Annotated in this window: 19 protein-coding genes and 2 pseudogenes; 4 read left to right on the top strand and 17 right to left on the bottom strand. The window is 48.9% G+C overall.

Annotation, left to right across the window (positions count from 1 at the left end; genetic code table 11):
* Nucleotides 1-17 precede the first annotated feature (17 nt).
* The 13 genes and pseudogenes from narI to BXP28_RS17365 form a co-directional block, all read right to left on the bottom strand.
* Nucleotides 18-695, bottom strand: coding sequence for a respiratory nitrate reductase subunit gamma (gene narI / locus BXP28_RS17420; RefSeq protein WP_023482300.1), 678 nt, complete (start codon nt 693-695; stop codon nt 18-20).
* A complete protein-coding gene (narJ, locus tag BXP28_RS17415) occupies nt 692-1,273 on the bottom strand; it encodes a nitrate reductase molybdenum cofactor assembly chaperone (protein WP_023482301.1) in 582 nt (193 codons plus the stop codon). The genes narI and narJ overlap by 4 nt, the downstream gene beginning before the upstream one ends.
* 18 nt (nt 1,274-1,291) lie before the next feature.
* The gene (narH, locus tag BXP28_RS17410; protein WP_036655602.1) at nt 1,292-2,761 is read right to left on the bottom strand and encodes a nitrate reductase subunit beta; all 1,470 of its coding nucleotides are present in this window, start codon (nt 2,759-2,761) and stop codon (nt 1,292-1,294) included.
* Nucleotides 2,751-6,431: a nitrate reductase subunit alpha gene (locus BXP28_RS17405; RefSeq protein WP_023482303.1), complete on the bottom strand. Its 3,681-nt coding sequence runs from the start codon at nt 6,429-6,431 to the stop codon at nt 2,751-2,753. Before BXP28_RS17405 ends, narH begins: the two co-directional genes overlap by 11 nt.
* 219 nt (nt 6,432-6,650) lie before the next feature.
* Nucleotides 6,651-7,286, bottom strand: a complete 636-nt coding sequence (gene mobA / locus BXP28_RS17400) for a molybdenum cofactor guanylyltransferase (RefSeq protein ID WP_023482304.1) — start codon at nt 7,284-7,286, stop codon at nt 6,651-6,653.
* The gene (gene mobB, locus BXP28_RS17395; RefSeq protein ID WP_046654995.1) at nt 7,283-7,819 is read right to left on the bottom strand and encodes a molybdopterin-guanine dinucleotide biosynthesis protein B; all 537 of its coding nucleotides are present in this window, start codon (nt 7,817-7,819) and stop codon (nt 7,283-7,285) included. The genes mobA and mobB overlap by 4 nt, the downstream gene beginning before the upstream one ends.
* 30 nt (nt 7,820-7,849) lie before the next feature.
* Nucleotides 7,850-8,026, bottom strand: coding sequence for a hypothetical protein (locus tag BXP28_RS24530; RefSeq protein ID WP_257125648.1), 177 nt, complete (start codon nt 8,024-8,026; stop codon nt 7,850-7,852).
* Nucleotides 8,023-9,096, bottom strand: coding sequence for a molybdopterin molybdotransferase MoeA (locus BXP28_RS17390; protein ID WP_257125647.1), 1,074 nt, complete (start codon nt 9,094-9,096; stop codon nt 8,023-8,025). Before BXP28_RS17390 ends, BXP28_RS24530 begins: the two co-directional genes overlap by 4 nt.
* 122 nt (nt 9,097-9,218) lie before the next feature.
* A pseudogene (gene moaA, locus BXP28_RS17385) lies at nt 9,219-10,222 on the bottom strand (GTP 3',8-cyclase MoaA).
* Between the two features lie 74 nt (nt 10,223-10,296).
* Complete coding sequence (locus tag BXP28_RS17380) at nt 10,297-11,511, bottom strand: nitrate/nitrite transporter (RefSeq protein WP_023482308.1); 1,215 nt, start codon at nt 11,509-11,511, stop codon at nt 10,297-10,299.
* Between the two features lie 85 nt (nt 11,512-11,596).
* On the bottom strand, nt 11,597-12,532 hold the full coding sequence (locus BXP28_RS17375) for a GAF domain-containing protein (RefSeq protein ID WP_158225699.1): 936 nt from the start codon (nt 12,530-12,532) through the stop codon (nt 11,597-11,599).
* Nucleotides 12,533-12,578: 46 nt separating this feature from the next.
* On the bottom strand, nt 12,579-13,235 hold the full coding sequence (locus BXP28_RS17370) for a response regulator (protein ID WP_023482310.1): 657 nt from the start codon (nt 13,233-13,235) through the stop codon (nt 12,579-12,581).
* Complete coding sequence (locus tag BXP28_RS17365; protein ID WP_024095502.1) at nt 13,235-14,479, bottom strand: sensor histidine kinase; 1,245 nt, start codon at nt 14,477-14,479, stop codon at nt 13,235-13,237. The genes BXP28_RS17370 and BXP28_RS17365 overlap by 1 nt, the downstream gene beginning before the upstream one ends.
* 211 nt (nt 14,480-14,690) lie before the next feature.
* Between BXP28_RS17365 and BXP28_RS17360 the strand changes: the two genes are divergently transcribed.
* The gene (locus tag BXP28_RS17360; RefSeq protein ID WP_023482312.1) at nt 14,691-15,449 is read left to right on the top strand and encodes a molybdenum cofactor biosynthesis protein; all 759 of its coding nucleotides are present in this window, start codon (nt 14,691-14,693) and stop codon (nt 15,447-15,449) included.
* Nucleotides 15,446-16,495: a ThiF family adenylyltransferase gene (locus BXP28_RS17355; RefSeq protein WP_023482313.1), complete on the top strand. Its 1,050-nt coding sequence runs from the start codon at nt 15,446-15,448 to the stop codon at nt 16,493-16,495. Before BXP28_RS17360 ends, BXP28_RS17355 begins: the two co-directional genes overlap by 4 nt.
* A 98-nt stretch (nt 16,496-16,593) precedes the next feature.
* On the opposite strand, the gene BXP28_RS17350 is transcribed toward BXP28_RS17355, so the two are convergent.
* Nucleotides 16,594-18,258: a glutamine--tRNA ligase/YqeY domain fusion protein gene (locus tag BXP28_RS17350; RefSeq protein ID WP_023482314.1), complete on the bottom strand. Its 1,665-nt coding sequence runs from the start codon at nt 18,256-18,258 to the stop codon at nt 16,594-16,596.
* Nucleotides 18,259-18,488: 230 nt separating this feature from the next.
* Here BXP28_RS17350 and pdxK point away from each other — a divergent pair, with 230 nt between their 5' ends.
* Both pdxK and BXP28_RS17340 read left to right on the top strand, forming a co-directional pair.
* Nucleotides 18,489-19,295 carry a pyridoxine/pyridoxal/pyridoxamine kinase gene (pdxK, locus tag BXP28_RS17345; RefSeq protein ID WP_036657247.1) on the top strand — a complete coding sequence of 269 codons (807 nt, stop codon included), beginning with the start codon at nt 18,489-18,491 and terminating at the stop codon, nt 19,293-19,295.
* A 372-nt stretch (nt 19,296-19,667) separates the two neighbouring features.
* Nucleotides 19,668-20,981, top strand: a complete 1,314-nt coding sequence (locus BXP28_RS17340; protein ID WP_036657248.1) for an anaerobic C4-dicarboxylate transporter family protein — start codon at nt 19,668-19,670, stop codon at nt 20,979-20,981.
* Between the two features lie 76 nt (nt 20,982-21,057).
* Here BXP28_RS17340 and BXP28_RS17335 read toward each other — a convergent pair.
* The 3 genes and pseudogenes from BXP28_RS17335 to BXP28_RS17325 all read right to left on the bottom strand — a co-directional run bounded on the left by BXP28_RS17335 (nt 21,058) and on the right by BXP28_RS17325 (nt 24,583).
* Nucleotides 21,058-21,755: pseudogene (locus tag BXP28_RS17335) on the bottom strand (formate/nitrite transporter family protein).
* A gap of 378 nt (nt 21,756-22,133) precedes the next feature.
* Nucleotides 22,134-23,033: an EamA family transporter gene (locus BXP28_RS17330; protein ID WP_036655604.1), complete on the bottom strand. Its 900-nt coding sequence runs from the start codon at nt 23,031-23,033 to the stop codon at nt 22,134-22,136.
* 221 nt (nt 23,034-23,254) lie between these two features.
* Nucleotides 23,255-24,583, bottom strand: coding sequence for an FAD-dependent oxidoreductase (locus BXP28_RS17325; RefSeq protein WP_023482318.1), 1,329 nt, complete (start codon nt 24,581-24,583; stop codon nt 23,255-23,257).
* Nucleotides 24,584-24,716 lie beyond the last annotated feature (133 nt).

The raw sequence follows: 24,716 nt of genomic DNA, 5'->3' as shown, positions 1-24,716 counted from the left end.
GAGAGCTTTGAATATGTTTAACGCCGTTTCCGGTACAGGACATAACTGCGCCGCAAATAGGTGATCGGCATACTGATAATATGCACCAGACGAGTGAAGGGAAATACCGCAAACAGGGACAACCCGATCAGCACATGCAGCTTGAACAAGACAGGCACATCCCTCATGAGAGAGGCATCCGGATGGAAGGTCAATACTCCCCGGATCCAGGGATTTATCGTTGTTCTGTAATCAAAATCCGTGTGTCCCGCGTTCGAAAAGGTAGCAGTCAGGCCCGTCAAAAGGATAAGGGTGAGCAGAAGAAGAGCGACCATATCGCCTATGCTGCTGGTACGGCGGACCCGTCTGTTTGCAAAACGCCGGTAAACCAGTATAAAAATCCCCGCAACTGTCATCAAACCGGCCAGGCTTCCTCCCCAAAATGCCACGGAATGGTACATGTTATCCGTAATACCAAGGAACTCATAAAATGATTTCGGAATCAAAAGTCCGGCCACATGACCAAAAAACACAAAGATGATTCCTATATGAAACAGGTTGCTTCCCCATTTGAGCTGCTTCTTTTCCAGAATTTCGCTCGATTTGGACGTCCAGCCAAATTGGTCCGTCTGAAACCGGTAATAAAGGCCAATTAGAAAAATGCAAAGTACCACATATGGATAGATCAGCCATAGAACCTGTTCCGCCGCATTCATAGCTGTTCACCTCCCGGCGGAGTATCGCCTGCGGAAAGGCGGAATTGCTCCAAAGTAGCAAGCAAAGCATCAAATACAGAGGTATAAGGGCTCTCCATACGGTTAAGCTCATCCCTGATACCCTGTATGGCTGGCTCATACTGAAGCAGTAGAGCGCATCCTTCCTGATAAGAAGCGCAGGCAAATTCCAACATAAGCGGCAAATAATCGGGCAGCTCATCATCCGCCATTAACAAACCCGCATCCAGATATGCCTGCTGAAGATTGAGAAGCACGGCACCGCGTTCCCTCTGCTCTCCCAGTTCCGCGTAAGTCAGGTACATGTTGCTTTTTTTGTTGAAATCAAAGGTCTTCACGTATCGGTCAGCCCATGCTTGTTTATTCTCCAATCGTAAAGCTTGAAGGAAAGAACGGAAATGTGCTTCCGTTCCACGGCAGAGCGCCCCCGTCCCTTCCTCCTCCTGAATGTCCAGCCACTCCCTAAAGTGATCTTCGGCTTCATGCTGAAACCGGTCTCCGGGATACTGAAGCAGCAAGGAGGCTAACTGAAAGGTCGACCGGATCGAATCTGTATGCATGATACACCTCCCGTTTGATTAAAGCACGCCACAGGAACCAGGGCCTCCGGCAAAATCCAGCCCGCAGGAACCCTGCTCCCTAAGCAGATCAGCAGCATGCTCCTTGTGGCTTGTCGGAATGACAAACCTGTCTTTGTACTTGGCGATAGCCAGCAGCCGGTACATTTCCTCCGCATGATCCGCCGTCAAACCGTATTCTTCCAGGCATGCTTCGTCCGCCGGTTTCCCCAAATTTCTTGCCCTCATATGAATCCGCATTGCTGCCATCTTTTTCAGGACTTGTTCCATAATTTTAACGTCTCCGGCAGTCAGCAGATTGGCCAAATACTGGACGGGAATTCGCATCGCTTCAATAGCCGGAAAAATATCTTCGGACCTCCCTGCCGATCCCTTGCCTTCCACCATATTGGTGACAGGACTTAAAGGCGGGATATACCAAACCATCGGAAGTGTTCTGTACTCGGGATGAAGGGGCAGTGCAATCTTCCATTCTATAACCATTTTATAGATCGGCGACTGTTGGGCGGCCTCTATCCACTCCTGGGGGATACCCTCTTCCCTTGCGGCTTTGATCACCTCGGGATCATGCGGGTCCAGAAAAATGTTCAGCTGCGATTCATATAAATCACTCTCATCATCCACGGAAGCTGCTTTCTTGACGCGATCCGCATCATACAGCATAACGCCTACATAACGGATTCTGCCCGTACAGGTTTCCGAACAAATGGTAGGAAGCCCGTTTTCGATACGAGGGAAGCAGAACACGCATTTCTCTGCCTTGTTTGTTTGCCAGTTAAAGTATACCTTCTTGTATGGACAGCTGGAGACACAGAAACGCCAGGCTCGGCAGGCATTCTGGTCCACCAGGACAATACCGTCCTCATCGCGTTTGTACATCGCGCCTGAAGGGCAGCTGGAGACACAGGCCGGATTGATACAGTGTTCGCAAATTCTGGGCAAATGCATCATAAACACCTGCTCAAATTCCATCCGTACCGCTTCTTCGATGCCTTTCATATCCGGATCCTGATAACCGGTCTTATGCGCACCCGCCAGATCATCCTCCCAGTTCGGCCCCCAATCCAGTTCCATATAGTCTCCGGTTATTTGAGACTTGGGCCGGGCTATCGGCTGATGCTTCTTCTCCGGGCTATTCGTCAGCTTTTCATAATCATAATTCCAAGGCTCGTAATACTCATCAATTGTAGGCATGTCCGGATTGTGAAAAATATTTTTCAGCCGATTGGCCCGGCTGCCGGAGCGAAGCTCCAGCTTGCCTTTTTTCAGTTCCCAGCCTCCTTTGTGCCTATCCTGGTCTTCCCACCGCTTGGGATATCCGATTCCGGGCTTGGTCTCCACGTTATTCCACCACATGTATTCGGCGCCTTTGCGGTTGCTCCAGACGTTTTTACAGGTCACGCTGCAAGTATGGCATCCTATACACTTGTCCAGGTTCATAACCATTCCAATTTGCGCTTTAATCTTCAAGCCAATCCACCTCCTCCAGTTTTCTGATGATGACATTCAAGTCTCTTTGGTTACCGGTAGGGCCGTAATAGTTAAATCCGTAGCTGAGCTGCGCATATCCGCCTATCATATGCGTAGGTTTCACATGAATGCGGGTAGGGCTGTTATGGGTTCCTCCACGGGTATCCGTCATTTTTGTACCCGGCACGTTAATCGTCCGGTCCTGGGCGTGGTACATAAACGCCATTCCTCTTGGAATACGGTGTGTGACAACAGCACGCGCTACGACTACACCATTTTGATTAAAGCATTCAATCCAGTCGTTATCTTCAATGTCCGCCTCCACAGCATCGTCCTTATTCATCCATACCGTCGGACCTCCACGGAAGAGCGTAAGCATTGTCAGATTATCATAGTACATACTGTGAATCGACCACTTGTTATGGGGGGTCAGATAGTTCAAGGTCACTTCTTTGCCTTTCGCTTCCGGCCGCTTGCTATTTGCGTGGAACGGAGTATGTTTCAACGTGGGCTTGAATACAGCCATGTTTTCTCCAAATTCCATCATCATTTCATGATCAATGTAAAAATGCTGGCGTCCCGTCAAGGTTCGCCATGGAACCAGCCGCTCCACATTCGTGGTAAACGGAGAATACCTGCGCCCTCCCTGCTCTGACCCGCTGAAAGCAGGCGAAGTAATGACCGTCTTGGGCTGGTTTGTAATTTCTTCGAAGGTAAAGCATTCCTCTATCCGATCTTCCGCCAAATCCTTCAGCTTCAGATTCGTCTTCCTTTCCAGTGCCTCCCAAGCTTTCACGGACATACGGCCGTTCGTGGTCGTCGATAATGTCAGGATGGCCTCCGCCATATGGCGGTCTGTACTGAGATCCGGGTAGCCTTCGCTAAGGCCCGGGCGTTTCACGGTTCCTACTTTTTTCTTTAGCTTTTCGTACTCCTCAGCAGCGGACCAGCTCATGCCATGGATTCCATAAGGCTTTTCTTTGACAAGCGGTCCAAGTGCTGTCATTTTCTCATAGACTTTAGCGTAATCCCGCTCTACAAGGGCAATCTTCGGCATAGTTTTTCCTGGAATCGCCTCGGTTTCCCCTTTGCTCCAATCTTTGATTTTTCCAAAAGGCTGTGCCAGTTCATCTGGAGTATCATGCTGAAGCGGTACGGTCACAACGTCAGTTTGCGGTCCGTCGAAGTGGATTTCCGCCAGCTCGGAGAAGGATTGGGCCAAAGTTTTGAAAATCTCCCAGTCTGACTTCGATTCCCACTGCGGACCTACAGCCGGATTGAACGGGTGTACAAAGGGATGCATATCCGTACTGCTTAAATCACTTTTCTCATACCAGGTAGCGGCGGGCAGGACGATGTCGGAATAGAGCGCCGTACCGGACATCCGGAATTCCAGGTTGACCATTAAATCAAGCTTGCCTTCCGGGGCTTTGTCGTGCCACTCGATTTCTTCCGGCCGGAACCCTTTCCGGTCATGATTCAGCAGACCATTCCGGGCTCCAAGCAAATGCTTCAGGAAGTATTCATGTCCTTTCCCCGAGCTGGAGATCAGATTGGCCCGCCAAACAAACATGACCTTCGGATGGTTTGGTTTCGCATCCGGATCTTCTACCGCAAACTTCATACGGCGGTTCTGCAGCTGGCCTGCCACATAATCAGCCACCTGTTCCGGCGTCTTTGCCCCATTCCGCTTGGCTTCTTCATACAGCGATAATGAGTTGCGGTCAAACTGCGGGTAGGACGGAAGCCAGCCGAGCCTTGCCGCCAGAACGTTATAGTCCGCGTAATGGGAGTATCTGGCTTTATCCGCAAGCGGAGAAACAAGCTGGTCAACAGGCGTCTCCTCATAGCGCCATTGGTCGGTAGCAAAGTAAAAGTAAGAGGTTCCGTTCTGCTGGCGGGGCGGCATGCTCCAGTCTCTGGCAAAAGCTACAGTCGCCCATCCCTCTGCCGGACGAAGCTTCTCCTGTCCCACGTAATAGGCCCATCCCCCGCCGTTTACTCCCTGACAGCCGGTCATCAGAACCAAATTCAAAATTGCCCGGTAAATGGTATCGGAATTATACCAATGGTTAATTCCTGCCCCCATTACGATCATAGAGCGCCCTTTGGTATCCGCTGCGTTTTGGGCAAATTCACGGGCTATTTGCATGACGGTTTCACGATCTACTCCAGTGATGGCTTCCTGCCAGGCCGGTGTGTAAGGGGCCACATCTTCAAAACCAATCTCATTCTGGCTGCGGTCAATGCCGTAGTTAGCCAGCATTAAATCATAGACCGTTGTTACATACAGCGTACGGCCATCCTGTACCACTTTCTTCACGGGAACATTCCGTCTCAATACTTCGCGGCCTTTATCATCAAAGTAAGGAAGCAGGATCTCTACCTGTTCATCTTCCATGCCCAACATCGTAAGTCTTGGATTCAGTTCCTCTCCTGTCCGGATATCGGTCATATGCAAATTCCACGTTCCTTCTTCTCCCCAGCGGGAACCGATAGTCCCGTTAGGAACCGCAAAGCGCTGCTGATTCTCATCAAAAAGAACCGTCTTCCAGTCTGCATGATTTGTCTCGATTCCAAGGTCCCCGGCAAGTAAAAACCGGCCCGGTACAAAACCGCTCTCCTTCTCATCAAGCGTAACCAGAAACGGAAAATCGGTATAAGCCTTCGCATACTGGATAAAGTATTCCGTGGGATTATCCACGTAAAACTCACGAAGAATAACGTGACCCATGGCCATAGCCAGTGCCCCATCCGTTCCCGGTTTGACAGACATCCATTGGTCGGCGAATTTCACATACTCTGCATAATCCGGACTGATGGAAACCACCTTAGTCCCCCGATAACGGGCTTCCGTCATAAAATGGGCATCCGGTGTCCGGGTCATGGGCAGGTTGGACCCCCAAACAAGCATATAGCCCGAGTTGAACCAGTCGCTGCTTTCCGGTACATCAGTCTGGTCTCCCCATACTTGCGGAGATGCCGGGGGAAGGTCCGCATACCAGTCATAAAAGCTGAGAAGCGGAGAACCGAGCAGGGATAAAAACCGGGAGCCTGCCGCGTAGCTAATCATGGACATGGCCGGAATCGGCGAGAAGCCAAAAATCCGGTCGGGCCCATCTTTCTTAATCGTGTAAATCAGGGAAGCCGACACAATCCGGGTAACCTCTTCCCATGAAGCCCGTACCATACCGCCTTTTCCCCGGGCGGATTTGTAACGCTTCGATTTGGCCGGGTCTTCTACAATGGAGGCCCAGGCTTTAACTGGGTCGCCGTTCTCCTTCAACGCTTCTCTCCACATATCCAGGAGAACCCCCCTTACATAGGGGTACTTTACGCGCAGCGGGCTGTATAAATACCAGGAAAAGCTGGCTCCGCGCGGGCAGCCCCGGGGTTCGAATTCGGGCATATCCGGTCCGCAGCTCGGGTAATCAGTCTGCTGATTTTCCCACGTGACGATGCCGTTTTTCACAAATATTTTCCAGCTGCAGGACCCTGTACAGTTCACACCATGCGTGGACCGGACCACCTTGTCATGCTGCCACCGGCTACGATACATATCCTCCCAGGAACGGTCATAGGGCGATACTTCACTCCAATCTTCCGAATAACGTTCCCTTTTCGTAAAATAGCGAAGCTTGTCAAGCAGTGGTCTTCTTTTCTTCGTCATGAGTTCATCTCCTCATCCTCTGCGTATATCAAAGCTGAATCTGTTTGCGGTTAGTACACCTATGTGTCTTTCAATCCACTGAAACTCTCTATGCATTCATCATAAGAAAACCTTCCATAAAAAAAGAGAGGGGAACTCCCTCATCTCCATGAGGAAATTCCCCTAATTCATTAAACGGTAGGTCCCAACAATGCCGTCTCTTGCTTAATGTTGTTTTGATTACGCTCCACCTGAAGGACGTAAGCCCGTACTATTCATTAACCGGTCGAACTCATCCGGAGTATTAAAGCTATCGGTAAATCCAAGAGGTATACCGGCTTCGTTAAAATCCGCTTCTTTTAAAAACAAGGCAGACTCTTTCCGAATCCACCGGATCAAGCCGGACTGTGCCCCGGATTCCAGCAGACGCTCTATTCCGGACAGGCAGCTCCTATGATAAATGCCGTGGAGCGGTTCAATTTGACCGGAAAGACAAGGAACCGCCAGTTTGCAGCGGGAAGCGAGCAGCTTCTTCCATAACAGCAGCCCTGCCTCCCACGAGACGAAAGGCATATCACAGCCCACCATCCAAAAGAATTCGCTGGGGGAACCGTGCATAACGGCATGAAATCCACTGAGCGGACCCTTTCCCGGATAAACGTCAGAAATCATGGAGACGGGTTCTGCCAGTAACGGTTTGTATAACCAGGGCGTGTTAGTGACAATAATCCGTTCATAGCAGCCCTTTTCCATCTCTCTCAACGTCCTGATAAAAAGCGGCTCACCCTGTATGTTTACAAGCCCCTTCGGTCTTCCCATCCGCGAATTTTCACCGCCCATGACCAGGACTCCCGCCAAACCTCGGTCCGGTCTCATCGATTCCCCTCTTCGGAGAAGAGAACGGCCAGCAGCTTGTCAGGGTCATCGATGGAAACAATCGGGATAGCGGGCGGAACAAGCTGGCGGATTTCCCTCTCAGGCAGCCAGGAAGCAATAGCCTTGACATGATTGAGGGAGTTCAGCAGCTTCAGATGCTCCAGGTTCCGGATGACAGCTACTTTGGGGTAAGCTTCCGCTTTAAACCCTTCCACTGCCACAACATCGAGCTGGTTGCGGTTGCTTATCTGTTCCACCAGATCCGGAAGGGGTATATATCGCTGTTCGATGACGCAGGTTTGTCCCTGCCGTTCCGAAGTAATAGCCACGGCATCTGCTCCGGCTTCACGGTGCTGCCAAGTATCTTTGCCGGGATGATCTATCTCAAACTGATGGGCATCATGTTTAACCGTTCCCACCCGGAAACCGCCTGTTTTAAGGACATGAACCAGTTTGCAGACGAGTGTTGTTTTACCGGCATTTTTATAGCCTACTACTTGAAACACCCGGGGATTGCTAGCCGTCTTGGCCATCCCATTCACTCCTCCTGTATAAGTAATCAATTATAAATGCTTAATTGGAACAAAGCTTACAAGTTCTCCTGCAGCTATTTTACCGGAATGAGGAGGGATTACCATCAGGCAGTCGGCATCCTTAATAGAGGTAGTCATACTGGATGCGTCGTTGCAGGCAGGCCTGATCCAGACCTGTCCTTCCCGGAACTCCAATTTGGACCTCACATAACGGGTAAACTTGTTGTCCTTTCCGTAATCGGTGGCGAGATAAGCCCGCTGTTCCCGCTGGACAGGCTGCTTCCCCCCTGCATGCCCAGTAAAACCGGCTTGGCAAAAAGAATAAATCCAACATAACAGGCTCCGGGATTTCCAGAGAGAGCGAGCAATAGCCTGTCTTTATAGATACCGGCAGTCGTAGGGCTGCCGGGACGCATTCGCAGCTTATTAAAAAGCAGCTTGCCATCCCAATTGGCCACCATATCATAGAGAACATCGTAATCCCCAACCGAAACGCCGCCGGTTGTCAGGACAAGATCGTACTCATCCATAGCGGCCAGGATGGCAGATTTCGCCGTTTCCACTTTATCGGGAATCGTCACCTTGATATCGGGCAAGGCGCCGGCTTCCTGCACCAGTGCAGCGAGCATATAGCCGTTGCTGTTACGGATTCTGCCCGCCTGCAGCTGCTCTTCGACGCGCAGCAGCTCCGTACCCGTAGCGAAGATTGCTACGCGCGGACGCTTGTAGACGGGCACTGAAGCGTGCCCGAACATGGCCAGCAGCGCCGCTTCTCCGGCGCCGATGAGCCTGCCTGCCTCAAGGATCAATTCTCCTTGAGGCATTTCCTGTGCAACGGGTGTCACATTGGCACCCGGGCGCATCTCTTTGCGGACGGCGGCATAAGTCCGGCCGTTCCGCTGAACGCTTGCCGTCATCTCGAACATGATGACGGCATCAGCTTCATCCGGCACCGCAGCGCCGGTCATAATTCGTGCAGCCTGTCCCGGTTGAAGCTGCCGCTGCGCTATGGACCCGCAAGGGACGGTCTCGACAACTTCAAGGAGCACCGGCCGTTCGGCCGATGCTCCTGCGGTATCGGAAGACCGTACCGCATATCCGTCCATCCCCGACCGGCGGAAGTGCGGGACCGGGTGGGAGGCATGGACATCGGACGCAAGCCTGCGGCCGATGCTTTCCTCCAGCTTCACCTTCTCCAGGTTCCCCGCCGGAACATGTGCCATTACCCGCTCAAGTGCTTCCTTAACGGTAAGAGCTTCCCGTTCAAATCTCCCCATGTTGGAACCTCCTATTCAACAAGTATAAGCAGTATTATAACCGGCCCACTCCTCGATCTGTATCAAATCCTGTTAAACAATCACATTGGCTTTGCGGACCTCGCCGTTCTCCGTTTGCTTCGCTATCCGCCGATTTGAGACATTTTGCGTCCGGTTGGTGTACGGGATAACTGCTGTCCAAGCAGAGACCGTGCCATTTCATGACTCTCCGGTTTTAATTCCAGTGCCCGCTGAATGAGCCGTTTTAGTCCTTCCTCATTTCCGATCCACTTGCGGACATTCCATTCATCCGACCAATATAGGCAGGGTTTCAGGTTCCCGTCGGCTGTCAGTCTAAGCCGGTTGCAAGTTTTACAAAAATGCTCGCTGACCGGATGATCAGTCCAAAGGTTCCGGCTGCCCCTTGAATACGATAATATTCGGCAGGACCACTCCCGATCCCTTTGTCCGTTCCGGTAAAATCGTATCCAGCTTGCAAAGCCCGCTCTTTTACCACTTGTAAAGGAATATAGCCCTCTCTCCATTCCTCATTCCGGGTGCCAATCGGCATATACTCAATGAAGCGGATTTCAACGGGATGATCTATGGTCATACGGAGAAAATCGGCAATCTCATCATCGTTCCGCCCCTTCATCAACAGGACATTCAGCTTGACCGGTGAGAGTCCCGCTTCACAGCTTGCCCGGATCCCGTCCAGAACACGGCTTACTTCTCCTCCTCGGGTAATCTGGCGGAATCTGTCCGGACGGAGGGAATCCAGACTAATATTGACGCGGGTAAGTCCGGCTTCCTTCAAAACCCGGGCTTGTTTGGCCAAAAGCATCCCGTTGGTCGTTAAAGCTATATCCTGAATCCCCGGAATCTCTGCCAGCCGCCTGATCAACACAGACAGATGCTTGCGGACAAGAGGCTCTCCCCCTGTCAGGCGAAGCCTGGATATACCCATACGGGCCGCCACACGGACGAATTCTATTATCTCATCAAAAGAAAGGAGCCGGTCTTCCGGCTCAAACTTCATTCCTTCAGCAGGCATACAGTAGACACATCTCAAGTTACAGCGGTCTGTTACTGAGATACGCAAATAGTCATGATTCCGTCCATAACGGTCTGTCCAATTCGATTGCATGCCCTCTCACCTGCCCCTGAAATGAATATTTTTTAATCATATAATAGAGATTAATACCACCATTACCTGATCTATTATCTTTTACCCGCTTTTATGCTTTTATAGATGCCTTCTGAACCACTAGAGGAATTATCCGGCCTGGAACCCTCCCCCTGCTGATACAAAAAGACAGCTATCACCATGCTGGATAATGCCGCCATCGACAGCAGCATGAAACCGATGGAATATTGTCCTGTCAGAGAAAAAACGCCGCTTAGAATGAGAGGAGGGAAAAATCCGCCAAGGCCTCCCATAGCGGAGATAATTCCGTTGGCGATTCCGGCCTGCTTACTGAAATACATCGGTACCAGTTTAAAGACGGCACCATTGCCGATTCCCGCAAAAACCGCTATGCTCAAGCATCCGGCGGTATACAGCCCCAATGAAGGAGTAAATGCAAGCAAGATCCCCGATAAGGTAAGACCAGCAAAAACGGCCATTAATATTTTATATGCATTGAACCGGTCTCCCAGCCATCCCCCGACAGGTCTCAGCAGCGTAGCCAAAATGATGAACCCGGCAGTACGAAGCCCTGCATCCACTTTGTCCAGCTGAAAATGAGAGGACAGGAAGTTCGGTAAATAAACGGTAAAGGCCACGAAAACGCCAAAGGTAATAAAGTAAAACAGGCATAGATACCAAAGTTTTTCGTTCTTATAAACACTCTTAAATTGTTCGGTCAGCGACTGCTTCACCTTCGGCTCTTTCGGATCTCCCAGGAACATATTCCCTACGATGAACACGGCCAGAAGAATCAGATAAACCCGGACGGTATTTTCCCATCCCAGATGATTCGCCAACACGGGGGCAAAGAATGTACTAACGGCAGAACCAAGATTCCCCATGCCAAAGACCCCGTTTACAAAACCATGGCGTTCCTTAGGATAATATTTAGGCAGGGAAGTAACACCTACAGAAAACACGGCACCTCCAATACCCAAAAACAATCCCCCAAGAATCAAATCCCGGAAAGAACCGGCGTAGCTGATGAACAGGACTGGCGGCAGCAGCAAAATAAAGCTGGCAGAAAATACAAACCTCGCCCCATACCGGTTGGTCAGATATCCAATGGGAATCCGCAGCAGGGAGCCGAGCACTACCGGGATTGCGGTTACCCAGGAGAGCTGCGCAGGAGTTAGGTGAATGTCTTCTTTGATAAAAGGGATCAGGGAAGATAAAATTCCCCATACTGCAAAACCTGCGATCAGACTGAGCGTTTGAAGAGGAAGCTGCAGTTTGATTCTATTCATCCTTAAATCGACCTACTTTCTCATAAAAGTCTTTCTTACTTTTATCTTGATTGGTTCATGATGCCAAATAAAGAGGGGAAATCCCTCATTCCCCGGGAAGGATTCCCCCAAATGAATTACCTTTTCCACTTTCCCCGGCCTGTACCTGCCAGGAGGGGTCCTCCAGGAGCAGGCCAAGGTGATAGTTCATGACTAAATAGAATTCTCCCGGGGCATTGTACATTTCCACATTGCCTTTTAATGTTTGAACCCTTTGGATCAACCAGCCCAACCGGTAATACGGGTCCTGTACTTTCCGGTTCAGCATCAGGTCTATGGATAATAGAAAGCCTTGCTTTCGTTCCATACTGACAATAATTCGATCTTCCTGAAATTCCAGGAGTTCGCTGAAAAGCTGTGCCAACCCTTCCAGCAAATAAATCTGAATGGAATCGGCCAGTTTGGTCACCTGTTGGTCCAACAACTGGCAGGTAATCCGGGTTTCCACCCTGCGAAGCCGCTGCACATAGTTTTCCAGACTGGATGACTGCTTTTCCTGCAAGGGTTCACCCGTATAACCATGCAGGTTATAAAGTGCAGATGCCTCCGCAATTTCTCCGGCTACCTGCTCGCAAGCTTCGACGGGATCGTGTGTAAAAGATTGCCGGGTCCGGTAACCGGCCAGCAATACCCCATATACCTCCCCGTCTTTCTTTATAGGCACAACGATAGCAGAACGAAGCCGCTCCACCATCATAATCGGATATTCCATTTGGTCCTCGGGCATTTCTTCCGGGAAAGCTTCTACCACAAGCTTCCTTTGCGTTTGCAGTACCGTGCCGGCCACTCCTTTTCCTATCCGGATGGCAATAGCCTTATATTGTTCACTGGAGGCCCCGTAAGCAATGCGCCAGCGGATTTCCCGCCGGTTCCGGTCATACAAAGCCAGGGCTATTACATCTACGGCCCATGCCCCTTTTAAGGTGAGCAGCTTCTGACAAGCCTCATGTCGGAAGGCCTGCTCCTGTGAAGGTTGGTTCATCCGCATTCCCCTTCTTTCCTTACATTCTGTCCTGTTTTCCATGGAATCAGTCATCAAAATCAAGAAGCCCTCTCTTAACGGCAAAACGGATCAGATCTCTTCTGGTATTGAGGTTCAGTTTGTCCATGATATTCGCTTTATGGTTTTCTACTGTCTTGGCACTGATTGACAGAAGATCGGCAACTTCCTTGTTCGTATACCCTTTAGCCACCAGACTGAGAATTTCCTTCTCGCGGTCCGTTAATTGCTGAAATGCATCCGTATGGTCATGGGAAGCAGATTGCAAATAGCCTTCTATGACCTTTTTGGCTGCCGCATGATGCAGATAAGCCTGGCCCTGATATACCTGACGGATAGCCTGGATCAGTTCCGTGCCCGGAGAGGACTTGAGCACATAGCCGGATGCCCCGGATTTGAGCGCCTGAAATAAATATTCTTCATCATCATGCATTGTTAAAATGATAACCTTGATCTCGGGCATGCTTCTCAGAAGCTCGGCGGTCGTGTACAGCCCGTTCCGGCCGTTCGGCATATTCAAATCCATAATGACAATATGCGGCTTGAGTTCGAGGGCCTGACGGATCGCCTCCACGCCGTCGGCCGCTTCACCGACCACCTTTAGATCAGGTTGGGCATCAATCAGCATTTTAAGGCCGCTCCGGACTACGGCATGATCATCTACCAGCAAAATCCGAATATTCATTACTGATCTCCTCCTTCCGTAAATGGAATGCGCACTTCAATTTTCGTCCCTTTTGTTTTTTGTGACGTAATGGTTACACTTCCTCCCAAAATACCGGCACGCTCTTCCATACTATAAAGACCGACTCCACGTGCTGTTCCGGGTTTCAGTTCAAACCCTACGCCAAAATCCTGAACGCTCAACCTGGCCTGATCCGGCTCCCGGTCCAGCAAAATGTGAATATTTTCCGTCTGGGCATATTTAGCCGCATTGATCAGTGCTTCCTGGCAAATCCGGTATAAGGCCGTCTCTACAGGCGCGGGAAAACGTTCTTTGCTTCCTTCATAGGCAAAATGAACCTGGATGCCGAACTTGTGGCTATAATCCTGAATATAATTTCGCAGAGCCGCCACCAGCCCTATATCATCCAAAGTTGACGGCCTTAGTTCAGCTGATAAATGACGGACATCCTGAATCAGCAATCGTGTAGATTCCTCCAATTCACCAAGCGGATTTATGATAGAATCCTGCCCTTCCGCTTCCGCTTTAATCATTCCCAAATGAATCATCATAATATAAAGCTGCTGTCCGATGCCGTCATGAAGCTCCCGGGAAATCCGCTTCCGTTCATTTTCCTGTGCTTGTAAAATCGAACGAGTGATCATTTTTGCTATTTTTTCCTGTTCTTCCTTACGTTCATCCCCCACTTTGCGCACGCGCAAGATAAACATGGGTCCGTGATCCGGATCTTCATACTCGGATGTTGTTACGGTTACGGAGGCTGATTCGCTGACCGGAGTCCGTATCTGTACCTCCACAGGCTCATGCTGGTGAGTGGCTACATAACAGGAATCGTAATCGCATAATTTCTCAAGACCTGGGTAATTTGAACAAAGAGAGCAATAAGAAATCTTCTTGGCATCCTCAGGTAATTGAAGCAATTGACGGGCTGCCGGATTGGATTTAACAATCTCCAGATACTTGTTCAGGACAAGCACCCCATCTGAAATATGTTCGAATACATTGCTCAGCATTTGCTGTTCCGTACGCAACCAGCGACCCTGCCAATAAATAATGACGAAGAATGCCGTCGTGACAACCAGAACAAATATAAATACAGGCAGGAGCCGTACCCTATCCGTCAACTGGACACCCATCATGGCAAAAATGGAAATTACGATCAACAATGAAGTCATGACGGTAAGCAAGCCGTTCATCAATAAAAAGAAAGCCATCCTCCCGTATCTTTTCCTGCCGGTGTTCATCCGTAAAAGACACACCTCCTATGGTAGAGAAACCCGGTTACTGGTTCCGAAGCTTCGTTGTTTGAAACCGATTCTTTTTCGTGTTCATTATACCGCTATGTTCCGCTATGTTCATACTTACCGGTTTGACGTTTTTGTGCCATCTGTTTAAGATGGTCTACATGCACTTATGATATACTGAGTCCAAAAGGCTTGCCTGGAGCGTGATGACATGAGTTACACCATTCATATTTTTGCAGGTTTGGCTGATTTGCTCGGAGGTTCCGTCATTTCTATACAGAGCACCAAACAGCAAATGACGGCGGAAGAACTGATCCGGGAAATCGGTGAACAATTTCCTGAAGCGTCCGAAGCTCTTCGGAACTGCTTTGTTGCCAAGAATCAGGCCTATGCCGGACCGAACGAGTTGCTTTCACCAGACGACGAAATTGCCTTGATTCCTCCGGTTTCGGGCGGACGGGGGGAAGGAACGGAAGGTGAACATACTTCCGATTCGGAAACGCCCCTTTATGTTATAACTTACGAACCTATTCAGGTGGAAGAAGTTACTCAGAAAGTGATTCATCCCCATCATGGAGCCGTACTTTCTTTTGTCGGGACAACAAGGGAATTTACAAACGGACAGCGCACTGTACTGCTTGAATATGAAGCCTATGTGCCCATGGCTTTAAAGACCATGGAACAAATTGGAACGGAACTTGCTCAGCGCTGGCCGGGAACACGATGCGCTATTACCCATCGGCTGGGGCGGGTAGACCTGGCAGAGATTAGTGTAGTCATTGCCGTCTCTTCCCCGCACCGGGCTGAATGTTACGAAGCAAGCCGTTATGCCATTGAACGGTTGAAACAAATTGTTCCGATCTGGAAGAAAGAAGTATGGGAGGACGGCTCGGAATGGAAAGGCCAGCAAAACGGCCCATGGAATCCGACTGCGGGGATAGAGGATGATGAAGAGGTGAAGCGGCCATGAAAAAAACGGATGAGCAAATTCCCGGACGTTATTCCCGCCATATGCTGTTTCCCCCTATTGGCCGGGCAGGTCAGCATCGTCTCATGGAGTCCAGAGTCGTTATAGTCGGCATGGGCGCGCTGGGTTCAGTCCTGGCCAACCATATGGTGCGGGCGGGTATTGGCTATGTACGCATTATCGACCGGGACATCGTCGAGGAAAGTAATCTTCAGCGGCAGATGCTCTACGATGAAGAGGACGCCATCCAGTTGGTGCCCAAGGCCAATGCTGCCGCGGACAAGCTGCGGCGAATTAATTCGCAGGTCCAAATCGAGCCCCATGTCACAGACTTGCATGCGGTTAATGCCGAGGACCTGTTGGGAGGTGTTGACCTGATCCTGGACGGTACCGATAATTTTGCCGTCCGATTTCTGATCAACGATGTCTCTGTGAAGCACCGTATCCCATGGATCTATGGCGGTGCTGTAGCATCCCGGGGCGTATCGCTTGCGATTCTCCCCGGTAAGACCCCCTGCCTCCGCTGCCTTTTCCGCCAGGCTCCTGTACAAGGAAGCGCGGAAACCTGTGATACGGCAGGCGTTATCGGAGGCATTATTCATGTAGTCGCGTCGTATCAGGCTACCGAAGCATTAAAGCTGCTGGTCGGAGATACAGAGCATGTAAATCCCTCTATGATGCAGTGGGACCTTTGGTATAACCAGCAGTCCGCCATTGATGTCTCCAAAGCCCGAAGGCAGGATTGCCCTTGCTGCGGGGAACAGCGTTACGACTATCTGGATGCCGAGCTGGAAGGGGAAACCATTCAGACGCTTTGCGGAAGAAACTCTGTACAGGTACAGCCAAAGATACCCAGTTCCCTAAGCCTGGAAGAATGGGAAGAACGCCTTCAGGGCATCGGTCCCGTCACACGCAACAAGTTCCTGTTAAAAGTTGAACTCAGCCCGGACTTTACCCTCGTGGTCTTCCAAGGCGGACGTGTAATGGTCCAGGGGACCGACGACCCTGTTACTGCCAAGAATCTGTACTGCCGTTATATAGGAATGTAAAAAAAGCCCTACTATATACCGGTGCCGGTATGCAGTACTCCGGACTGTATAGAAGGGCTTTTCTGTTGTTATCCCAAGTGCTTTATTTGCTTTTATTCTTAAACTTTGGCCTTTGGATCAAACGAGCTTTTTAGGGATACGATCAGGTTAAAGACCAATTGGTTATTCGTGCTGTCTTTAGGATCTACATTGAAGTAGCCGTGGCGGAAGAATTGGAATTTGTCCTGGACCTTGGCCCCTTTCATGTTCGGCTCTACGAATCCGTGCACCACTTCCAATGAATTTGGGTTGATCCGTTCCATGAACGGTTTTCCTGTCGGCTCATCTTCATCCAGCACAAGCGGTTCGTACAAGCGGAACTCGGCGGGAACAGCCTGTGAAGCGTCTACCCAATGAAGGGTTCCCTTCACTTTCCTTCCGGTGAAACCTGTACCGCTTTTGGTCTCCGGATCGTAGGTACAGTGAATTTCCACGATTTCCCCTGCCTCATTCTTAATCACATCATTGCACTTAATGAAGTAAGCGTGCTTCAGACGTACTTCGTTACCCGGGAACAGACGGAAATACTTTTTCGGAGGATTCTCCATGAAATCGTCCTGTTCAATGTAAATTTCCCGGGAGAATGGAATTTGTCTGATGCCCATGTCCGGATTCTCAGGATTGATCTCTGCATCCAGCATCTCCACGTGCCCTTCCGGGTAATTGGTGATCACTACTTTCAGCGGCTTGAGTACCCCCATAGTCCGCGGAGCTTTGAGCTTAAGATCTTCACGGATAAAATGCTCCAGCATTTTCGAATCCACAACACTGTTGCTCTTGCTTACACCGGTTTCCCTACAGAGATTGCGGATTGACTCCGGTGTATACCCTCTCCGGCGTAGGCCGGAAATCGTCGGCATCCGCGGGTCATCCCACCCGTCTACGATGCCGGCTTCCACGAGCTGCTTCAGATAGCGCTTGCTCATAATGCTGTTGGTCAGATTTAGGCGGGCAAATTCGTACTGATGCGGAGTATGCTCCATTTCGCACTCCCGGATTACCCAGTCATACAACGGACGCTGATCTTCAAATTCCAATGTGCAGATAGAATGTGTTACGCCTTCGATAGCATCTTCCAGAGGGTGGGCGAAAGCATACATAGGATAGATGCACCACTTGTCTCCGGTATTGTGGTGGGTAGCATGAGACACACGATAAATAACCGGGTCACGCAGGTTTACATTGGGAGAAGCCATATCGATCTTGGCCCGGAGCACTTTCTCCCCGTTCTGGAATTCACCCTTGCGCATCCGTTCGAACAGATCCAGGTTTTCCTCCACAGGCCGGTTCCGGTACGGGCTTTCCTTTCCGGGTTCGGTTAATGTTCCACGCGTCTCGCGGATTTGTTCGGCACTTTGATCATCAACATAGGCTTTTCCTTTCCGGATTAGCTTAACGGCGCGGTTGTACATCTCCTCAAAGTAGTCGGAGGCAAAGTAAAGTCCGTCCCAATCAAATCCAAGCCATTTCACGTCTTCCTTGATTGCTTTTACGTATTCCGCATCTTCTTTTAAAGGATTGGTATCATCAAAACGAAGATTGGTTCTTCCCTTAAATTCATCGGCCAGTTCAAAGTTCAGACAGATGGCTTTGGCGTGTCCAATATGCAGATATCCGTTAGGCTCAGGCGGAAAACGGGTAACCACTTCCTTGACCTTGCCTGATTTCAAATCTTCTATCACAATATTTTTTATAAAATTTGACGAAGCGTTGTTATTCTCCACTGTATCCCAGCCTTTCTCTCCGAAAATTCTTTATCTTCTTAATATATAACACTACCTTCCGCTTACTCAACTTTTTTTGCCTTTTCTCTTGACTTCTGTTTATTAGTCATCGCGGCTGCATCAGCTCCGGAGTAAGGGAAGCTGATAATTAAGACTTTATTCTACCATAGAAGAAGGCTATAATCAGAAGAAAAACTTATTTGCACTAGAGGGGGATGACCATGACAACTATGTATAGGGCATTAACCGTGGCGGGATCGGACAGCAGCGGCGGTGCCGGCATTCAAGCTGATCTGAAAACATTCCAGGAACGCAACGTTTACGGAATGACTGCGATAACAACTATTGTATCCATGGACCCTAAAGATAACTGGGCACACCATGTTTTTCCACAAGAAGTATCGACCGTACAAGCCCAGTTGGATACTATCATTTCCGTTGGCATTCATGCCATGAAAACCGGTATGCTTGGTTCGGTTGAGATCATCGAGCTAGTTGCGAAAACGATCGATGAGTACAAGCTGTCCAATGTAGTAATTGATCCGGTTATGGTCTGCAAAGGCGTTAATGAGGTACTTCATCCGGAAACAGCAGTAAGCCTGCGAGAAGAATTGGTACCAAGAGCTGCCATTGTGACACCTAATCTGTTTGAGGCTTCCCAATTGAGCGGCCAAGGCCCGATAACGACTGTAGAAGCTATGAAGGAAGCCGCCCGGGCCATTCAAAAGCTGGGTGCCAAATATGTGCTGGTCAAAGGCGGCGGTAAATTGGAACATGAAAAGGCCGTTGATGTTCTGTATGACGGAGAGACGTATGAACTCCTGGAATCCGACCGCATCAATACTACCTATACCCACGGAGCAGGCTGTACTTACTCTGCGGCTATTACCGCCGAGCTCGCTAAGGGCAAAAGTGTAAAAGAGGCTGTGCATATTGCCAAGGCTTTCATTACGGAAGCTATCCGCGAGTCTTTCAAACTCAATGAATTCGTAGGGCCTACCTGTCATGCTGCTTATCGCAAGTTTGACCGTGGCTGACATAAACTGAACGATCGACCAGGTTTCCGGAAATACCGGAGGCCTGTTTTCTTATAGCCGGAAGAGTAGGGTATAATGAGGATATCATCCATAAAGGAGGACTCCTATTGTCCACGTCGAATAATTGAAACAGCAAATGAGCGGCAAGAGACCCCGCTTCATATTTGGGGTTCAGATGGAAATCTAGGGCTATAAAATTAATCGCGAACATAAAACAAAACGTTTCACGTCATACCATTATTAACAAGAAGCTTTGAAACGTTTCGAGTTTATTCATGATGTTCTTTTTGCATTTGTACGGCTCAATCATTAAAATGGGTAAATTGAAGAGGAGAGAAATATGACAGCTTAGAAAGAGATGTGATTGTTTATATGTTTTGGCTTCAATTGCTCGTTGTACTCGCAGCCATCTTCGCAGGAGCACGAATCGGAGGAATCGGGCTTGGTATATTGGGAGGACTGGGTCTAGGAGTCCTCACCTTTATATTCCATCTTGAACCTACTTCTCCCCCTATCGACGTCATGCTTATGATCGCCGCTGTAACCACCGCAGCAGGAACCCTGCAAGCGGCAGGGGGAATGGATTATCTTGTTCGTTTGGCAGAAAAAGCTTTGCGCAGGCATCCTCACCGGATTACCTTTATGGGCCCCATTGTAACGTATCTGTTTACTTTTTGTGCAGGTACGGGGCATATATCTTATTCAATCATGCCTATTATCGCCGAAGTATCAAGACAGTCCGGAGTCCGGCCCGAGCGGCCTATGTCCATTGCCGTCATCGCTTCTCAGCAGGCGATAACTGCAAGCCCCATATCTGCGGCCACTGTAGCCCTGTTGTCCCTTCTTTCCGGAGCCTCTATCAGCTTGTCCCAAATTCTGATGATCTCCGTTCCCGCCACTTTCATAGGGTGTATGATTGCTGCTTTTGTAATGACAAAAGTAGGAAAGGAACTAAAGGATGATCCTGAATATCAGAAGCGGCTTCAGGATGGGGATAATCTGGATCTTCAAATAATGGATCAGGACGAGCTGCCAAAAGGGGCAAAACTATCTGTTCTTCTCTTTTTGGCAGGAGTTCTATTCGTTGTTCTATTAGGCTCATTTCCTTCCATGCGTCCCGGGTGGTTCACTGAAAACGGCTGGAAACAGCTAGATATGGCGTCTTCCATCGAAATCGTAATGCTCGCAGCCGCTGCCCTCATCGTATTAATCTGTAGGGTCAAACCGGACAAGATTGCTAAAGGCAATGTATTTATGGCAGGGACTCAGGCTGTGATCAGCATTTTCGGGATCGCCTGGATGGGAGATACTTTCTTCTCAGGCAATATGGAACTGATCAGCGGTTCCATTCAGGGAATGGTGACTGCCGCACCTTGGCTGTTTGCCACCGCTCTTTTCCTTCTGTCTATGCTACTGTACAGCCAGGCGGCTACTGTAAGGGCTCTTGTGCCTCTCGGAATCTCTCTCGGGCTTCCCGCTCCCGCCCTAATTGCCATGTTTCCGGCTGTGAACGGATACTTTTTTATTCCGAATTACCCGACTTTGGTAGCGGCTATTAATTTTGACCGCACCGGTACAACCCGAATCGGGAAATATGTCCTGAACCACAGCTTTATGCTGCCTGGACTCATTGCTACCATCAGTGCTGTAGCCATCGGCTTTGTTCTTGCCCAAATCATCCTGTGACCAAATCTCCTCAGCTCAGAATAAGCCCCGGCTAGTGCCGGGGCTTGAGCGTGTAGACAAAGTATGTCCGAGTTATTCACTTAATCTCTACTTTACGCAGATAAGCGATCCGATAGGATAGAGCCACGAAGATACAGCCCCCGACAAAATTACCAAGAAAGACCGGAATAAAGTTCGCCAGATACTCCCCCCAGGAGAAATGGCCGGCAAAAATAGCAGCCGGAATGACGAACATATTGGCCACTACGTGCTGAAAGCCGATGGCAACAAAAGCCATGGTCGGGAACCAGATACCGAGAATTTTACCCCAAAACTGTCCGCACCGTAAGAAAGCCATACAGCCAAAGCCACAAGCCAGTTACATCCGATCCCTGATACAAAAGCCTGAAGAAAGGAATCGTCCAGTTTATGTGCAGCCACATCCACCGTCTTGGCTAAGTACGGGCCGGCTTCCGTCAATCCTACAATATGTCCAAAAAAATAGGCAACAAAGATGGCTCCCAAAAAATTGCTTACCGTTATGACAAGCAGGTTTCGAACCGTTTCCCAAGTGCTGATTCTTCCCATTATCCTCGCAAGCGGAACGGCCATCATATTTCCTGTTAATAGTTCCCCGCCAGCTAAAAGAACAAGAATTAAGCCAACCGGGAAAACCGAAGCACCCAGGAAAGATGAGAAACTTCCCCATTCTGCCGGTACACTTGCTATAACTCTAATGTAAAGTAAGTAACCAAGCGCGATAAAAGCTCCAGCCAGGAATCCGAGCACAATCATAGTGGAGAATGGGTTGGTAGCTTTTTTGTACCCTGTCTCTACAGTGAGTTCCGCAATTTTTTGAGGTTTTTGATATGACATAGCATCTATACCCCACGATCTGTAGTGGTTTGTGAAAAAAATCCCAATATCAACTACAAGTATCGTGTAATATAGCACCTGTCTCAATAAAAAACATCACATTCCTTTCGCTACGCCTTCGTCCATCCGGATCAACCCTTAGGGTAGCATATCACACTAGAAGGGAAGATCGTCCATATACTAAATTAACCTCCTTTCATACGGAAAGAGGTAGTGCCCGATTACAACGTGCTTGATATTAGAAGCTCCCTGTCTACTCGAAGGTGAACAATGCACATATTGCCCCGGGCATTTTTTTTATTCCTTTTCCCTGCTCTTTTCCCGGATCGTTCCCGGCTGGATAAGCTGTGGAAGGATGATGCCCGCGAAAATAATAATAATGCCTATCCATTGAAGGAAGGTAACGTTTTCTCTAAGGACCCATACAGAAACCACCACCGCGGCAGGCAGTTCAGCAGCACTGAGAATAGTTCCAAGCCCGGGCCCCACCTTAGGTACTCCTATTGCAAAAAAGACTACCGGCACGATAATTCCGAGTAGAGACAAGACAAGTCCATATTTCCAAAGTCCCCCTGGAATAGAACCATCATATAAGATAGAGGGGGAGAAAACGGCAAATACTAAAACAATGGCTCCCGTTACCATAAATAAGCTTTTGTTGAGTACCGGTACACTTGTCCCTACACGCCCGCTGACAAAAATGTAAAAGGCAAATGAACAAGCCGCCACAAGTCCAAATAGGATACATGCTACCGAGAGAGACTCCAGGGTACTGTTAAATACTCCCCCGGCCAGAAAGCTTCCGGTCAAAAGCAGCACCATGGAGAGCCATTTTTCTCTCGAAGGCCATTTTCTCTCAGCTACGGCCTCAAGAAGGACCCCAATCCATGTAAATTGAAAAAGAGCAACAACTGCGATAGAAGCCGGCAGCACGGTGACCGACTTACTGTAAAAGATCGACGTCACACTCATGGACAAGCCTACTAGAACCAGCTTAAGAGCCATTTTCGCGTTGATTCGTACTCTGGAGAAAACAAGCGTCAACAAGAGAAGCAGCAGCCAGCCAAACAAATATTGACCGCCTATAAGCTGCTGTGTCGTATAACCATCTTGAAAAGCTACTTTCATAATTGTAGATAAAGTTCCGTAACTGCATCCTCCGAGAAGTACGAGTATGGCATATTTCAGTTTATTCATCTCTTCTGCGACTCCTTTCCCCCCATAAAACAAGCCCCCTGCCGACAACAATCGGCAGGGGGCGACTGAAACCAAAGAACATTTCTTCGTAAAATTTCGCCACTCCGTCTTCCTGGGTGAAGAACTGGAGTTTGGATAGGTATATCTTTATGAACCCTATTATAAAAAACTGGGCCCATTAGTCAATACCTTTTTCATGTGAAGTGACCTCTTTTTTCCCTTTACTGTGCAGCAAGACCTGCAGAATTCAGAAAATTCCAAGGTTTGTTATAATGAGGCTGGAAGAAAAAATCTACAAAGCCAAGATCATCAATAGTCATCCCATTCTGAATACATACAGAAATGGTATTAATAGATTGGGTCAGATCAGCTTTGGACATTATCTGTGCTCCGACAATCCTTCTGGTATCTGCCGTATAAACAACTTTTAGGGTAATAGGTTCATAAGTAGGCATAAACTCCGGCCGGTAATTGTCCGTTATCAGGACTGATCTTATAGGCAGGCCCTGTTCTGCAGCAGCCCGTTCCGTAAGTCCCGTTGAAGCCAGGTTATACTCGTAAATTTTCAAACCGGATGTACCTTGAGTCCCCATATACTTCGTGACTGGATTCACAAGATTTCGTGCAACAAGGGTCCCCATTCGAACAGCGTTTGTAGCGAGTGGAATATATGCATGCTGTCCGGTAGGATTATAGTAAATGGCACAGCTGTCTCCAGCGGCAAATACATCAGGTTTGCTTGTGCGCATATATTCATCCACTATGATAGCCCCGTTACTCAGCATGTCTACCTGGCCGGCCACCAATCCGGTATTCGGACGGAATCCAATGCACAGAATGACCAAATCGGTCTCATATTCCCCTTTTGTAGTAATGACTTTGGATACTTTACCATCAGTACCCTCAAAACGGGTTACCGTCTCTCCAAGGGCCAGCTTGACGGAATGGCGGCTCAATTCCTGTTCGATAACATCTGTAAATTCCGGATCCAGATATTTGGCCAGAATACGGTCACAGCTGTCAATCAATGTTACCTGTTTTCCGTTCATTTCAAAAGCTTCCACTAATTCAATGCCAATATAGCCGGCTCCCACTACGGTAATATTTTTGGCTGCTTTTGCTTTCTCAATAATTGCATTGGAATGATTGAAGTTTTTGGACAGCACGATGTTTTCCAGATCGCTTCCTTCTAACTTCGGCAAAATCGGCCAGGAACCTGTGGTCAGAATCAGTTTATCGTAAGGTTCTTCAAATTCATCTCCTGTCTCCAGATTTCGGGCATTCACTGTTTTTCTCTCTGTATGAATCGCCAGCACATCATGTCTCATTTTCGTAGTCACTCCCAGTTTAGCCAGTTCTTCTGGGGATGAGTAAAACAATCCCTGGGGATCTTCCACAACTCCTCCTACATACAGTGCGATTCCGCAAGACAAAAAAGAGATATTATCGTTTCGTTCAAAAACGGTGATCTTAGCGTCAGGATATAACTTGGCGGTATTGACAATAGCTGCAGTCCCTGCATGTGTACAACCTACAACAATTACTTTCATGTATGTTCCCTCCCGATTCCATCTTGTTGATAAAAATAAGTAATTGTATGTGAATACTTTCACTATTTAATATGTGACTAATATCACAACATATTACAATTCTTATTATATTATGGCCGGATATCAGTAACAA

It is taken from the genome of Paenibacillus larvae subsp. larvae (assembly GCF_002003265.1).
Lineage (GTDB): Bacteria > Bacillota > Bacilli > Paenibacillales > NBRC-103111 > Paenibacillus_H > Paenibacillus_H larvae.
Note: the sequence above shows the minus strand (reverse complement) of the source record. Positions and strands in the feature narration are given on the sequence as shown.

Excerpts from the sequence above, each read along its gene's own strand:
- BXP28_RS17375 (WP_158225699.1), bottom strand. The coding sequence starts at position 12,532 with ATGAACCAACCTTCACAGGAGCAGGCCTTCCGACATGAGGCTTGTCAG.
- BXP28_RS17340 (WP_036657248.1), top strand. The coding sequence starts at position 19,668 with ATGTTTTGGCTTCAATTGCTCGTTGTACTCGCAGCCATCTTCGCAGGA.
- BXP28_RS17360 (WP_023482312.1), top strand. The coding sequence starts at position 14,691 with ATGAGTTACACCATTCATATTTTTGCAGGTTTGGCTGATTTGCTCGGA.
- BXP28_RS17390 (WP_257125647.1), bottom strand. The coding sequence starts at position 9,096 with ATGGGGAGATTTGAACGGGAAGCTCTTACCGTTAAGGAAGCACTTGAG.
- BXP28_RS17325 (WP_023482318.1), bottom strand. The coding sequence starts at position 24,583 with ATGAAAGTAATTGTTGTAGGTTGTACACATGCAGGGACTGCAGCTATT.
- BXP28_RS17380 (WP_023482308.1), bottom strand. The coding sequence starts at position 11,511 with ATGAATAGAATCAAACTGCAGCTTCCTCTTCAAACGCTCAGTCTGATC.
- BXP28_RS17405 (WP_023482303.1), bottom strand. The coding sequence starts at position 6,431 with ATGACGAAGAAAAGAAGACCACTGCTTGACAAGCTTCGCTATTTTACG.
- BXP28_RS17330 (WP_036655604.1), bottom strand. The coding sequence starts at position 23,033 with ATGAATAAACTGAAATATGCCATACTCGTACTTCTCGGAGGATGCAGT.
- mobB (WP_046654995.1), bottom strand. The coding sequence starts at position 7,819 with ATGGCCAAGACGGCTAGCAATCCCCGGGTGTTTCAAGTAGTAGGCTAT.
- mobA (WP_023482304.1), bottom strand. The coding sequence starts at position 7,286 with ATGAGACCGGACCGAGGTTTGGCGGGAGTCCTGGTCATGGGCGGTGAA.
- BXP28_RS17370 (WP_023482310.1), bottom strand. The coding sequence starts at position 13,235 with ATGAATATTCGGATTTTGCTGGTAGATGATCATGCCGTAGTCCGGAGC.
- narI (WP_023482300.1), bottom strand. The coding sequence starts at position 695 with ATGAATGCGGCGGAACAGGTTCTATGGCTGATCTATCCATATGTGGTA.
- BXP28_RS17365 (WP_024095502.1), bottom strand. The coding sequence starts at position 14,479 with ATGAACACCGGCAGGAAAAGATACGGGAGGATGGCTTTCTTTTTATTG.
- narJ (WP_023482301.1), bottom strand. The coding sequence starts at position 1,273 with ATGCATACAGATTCGATCCGGTCGACCTTTCAGTTAGCCTCCTTGCTG.
- pdxK (WP_036657247.1), top strand. The coding sequence starts at position 18,489 with ATGTATAGGGCATTAACCGTGGCGGGATCGGACAGCAGCGGCGGTGCC.
- BXP28_RS17355 (WP_023482313.1), top strand. The coding sequence starts at position 15,446 with ATGAAAAAAACGGATGAGCAAATTCCCGGACGTTATTCCCGCCATATG.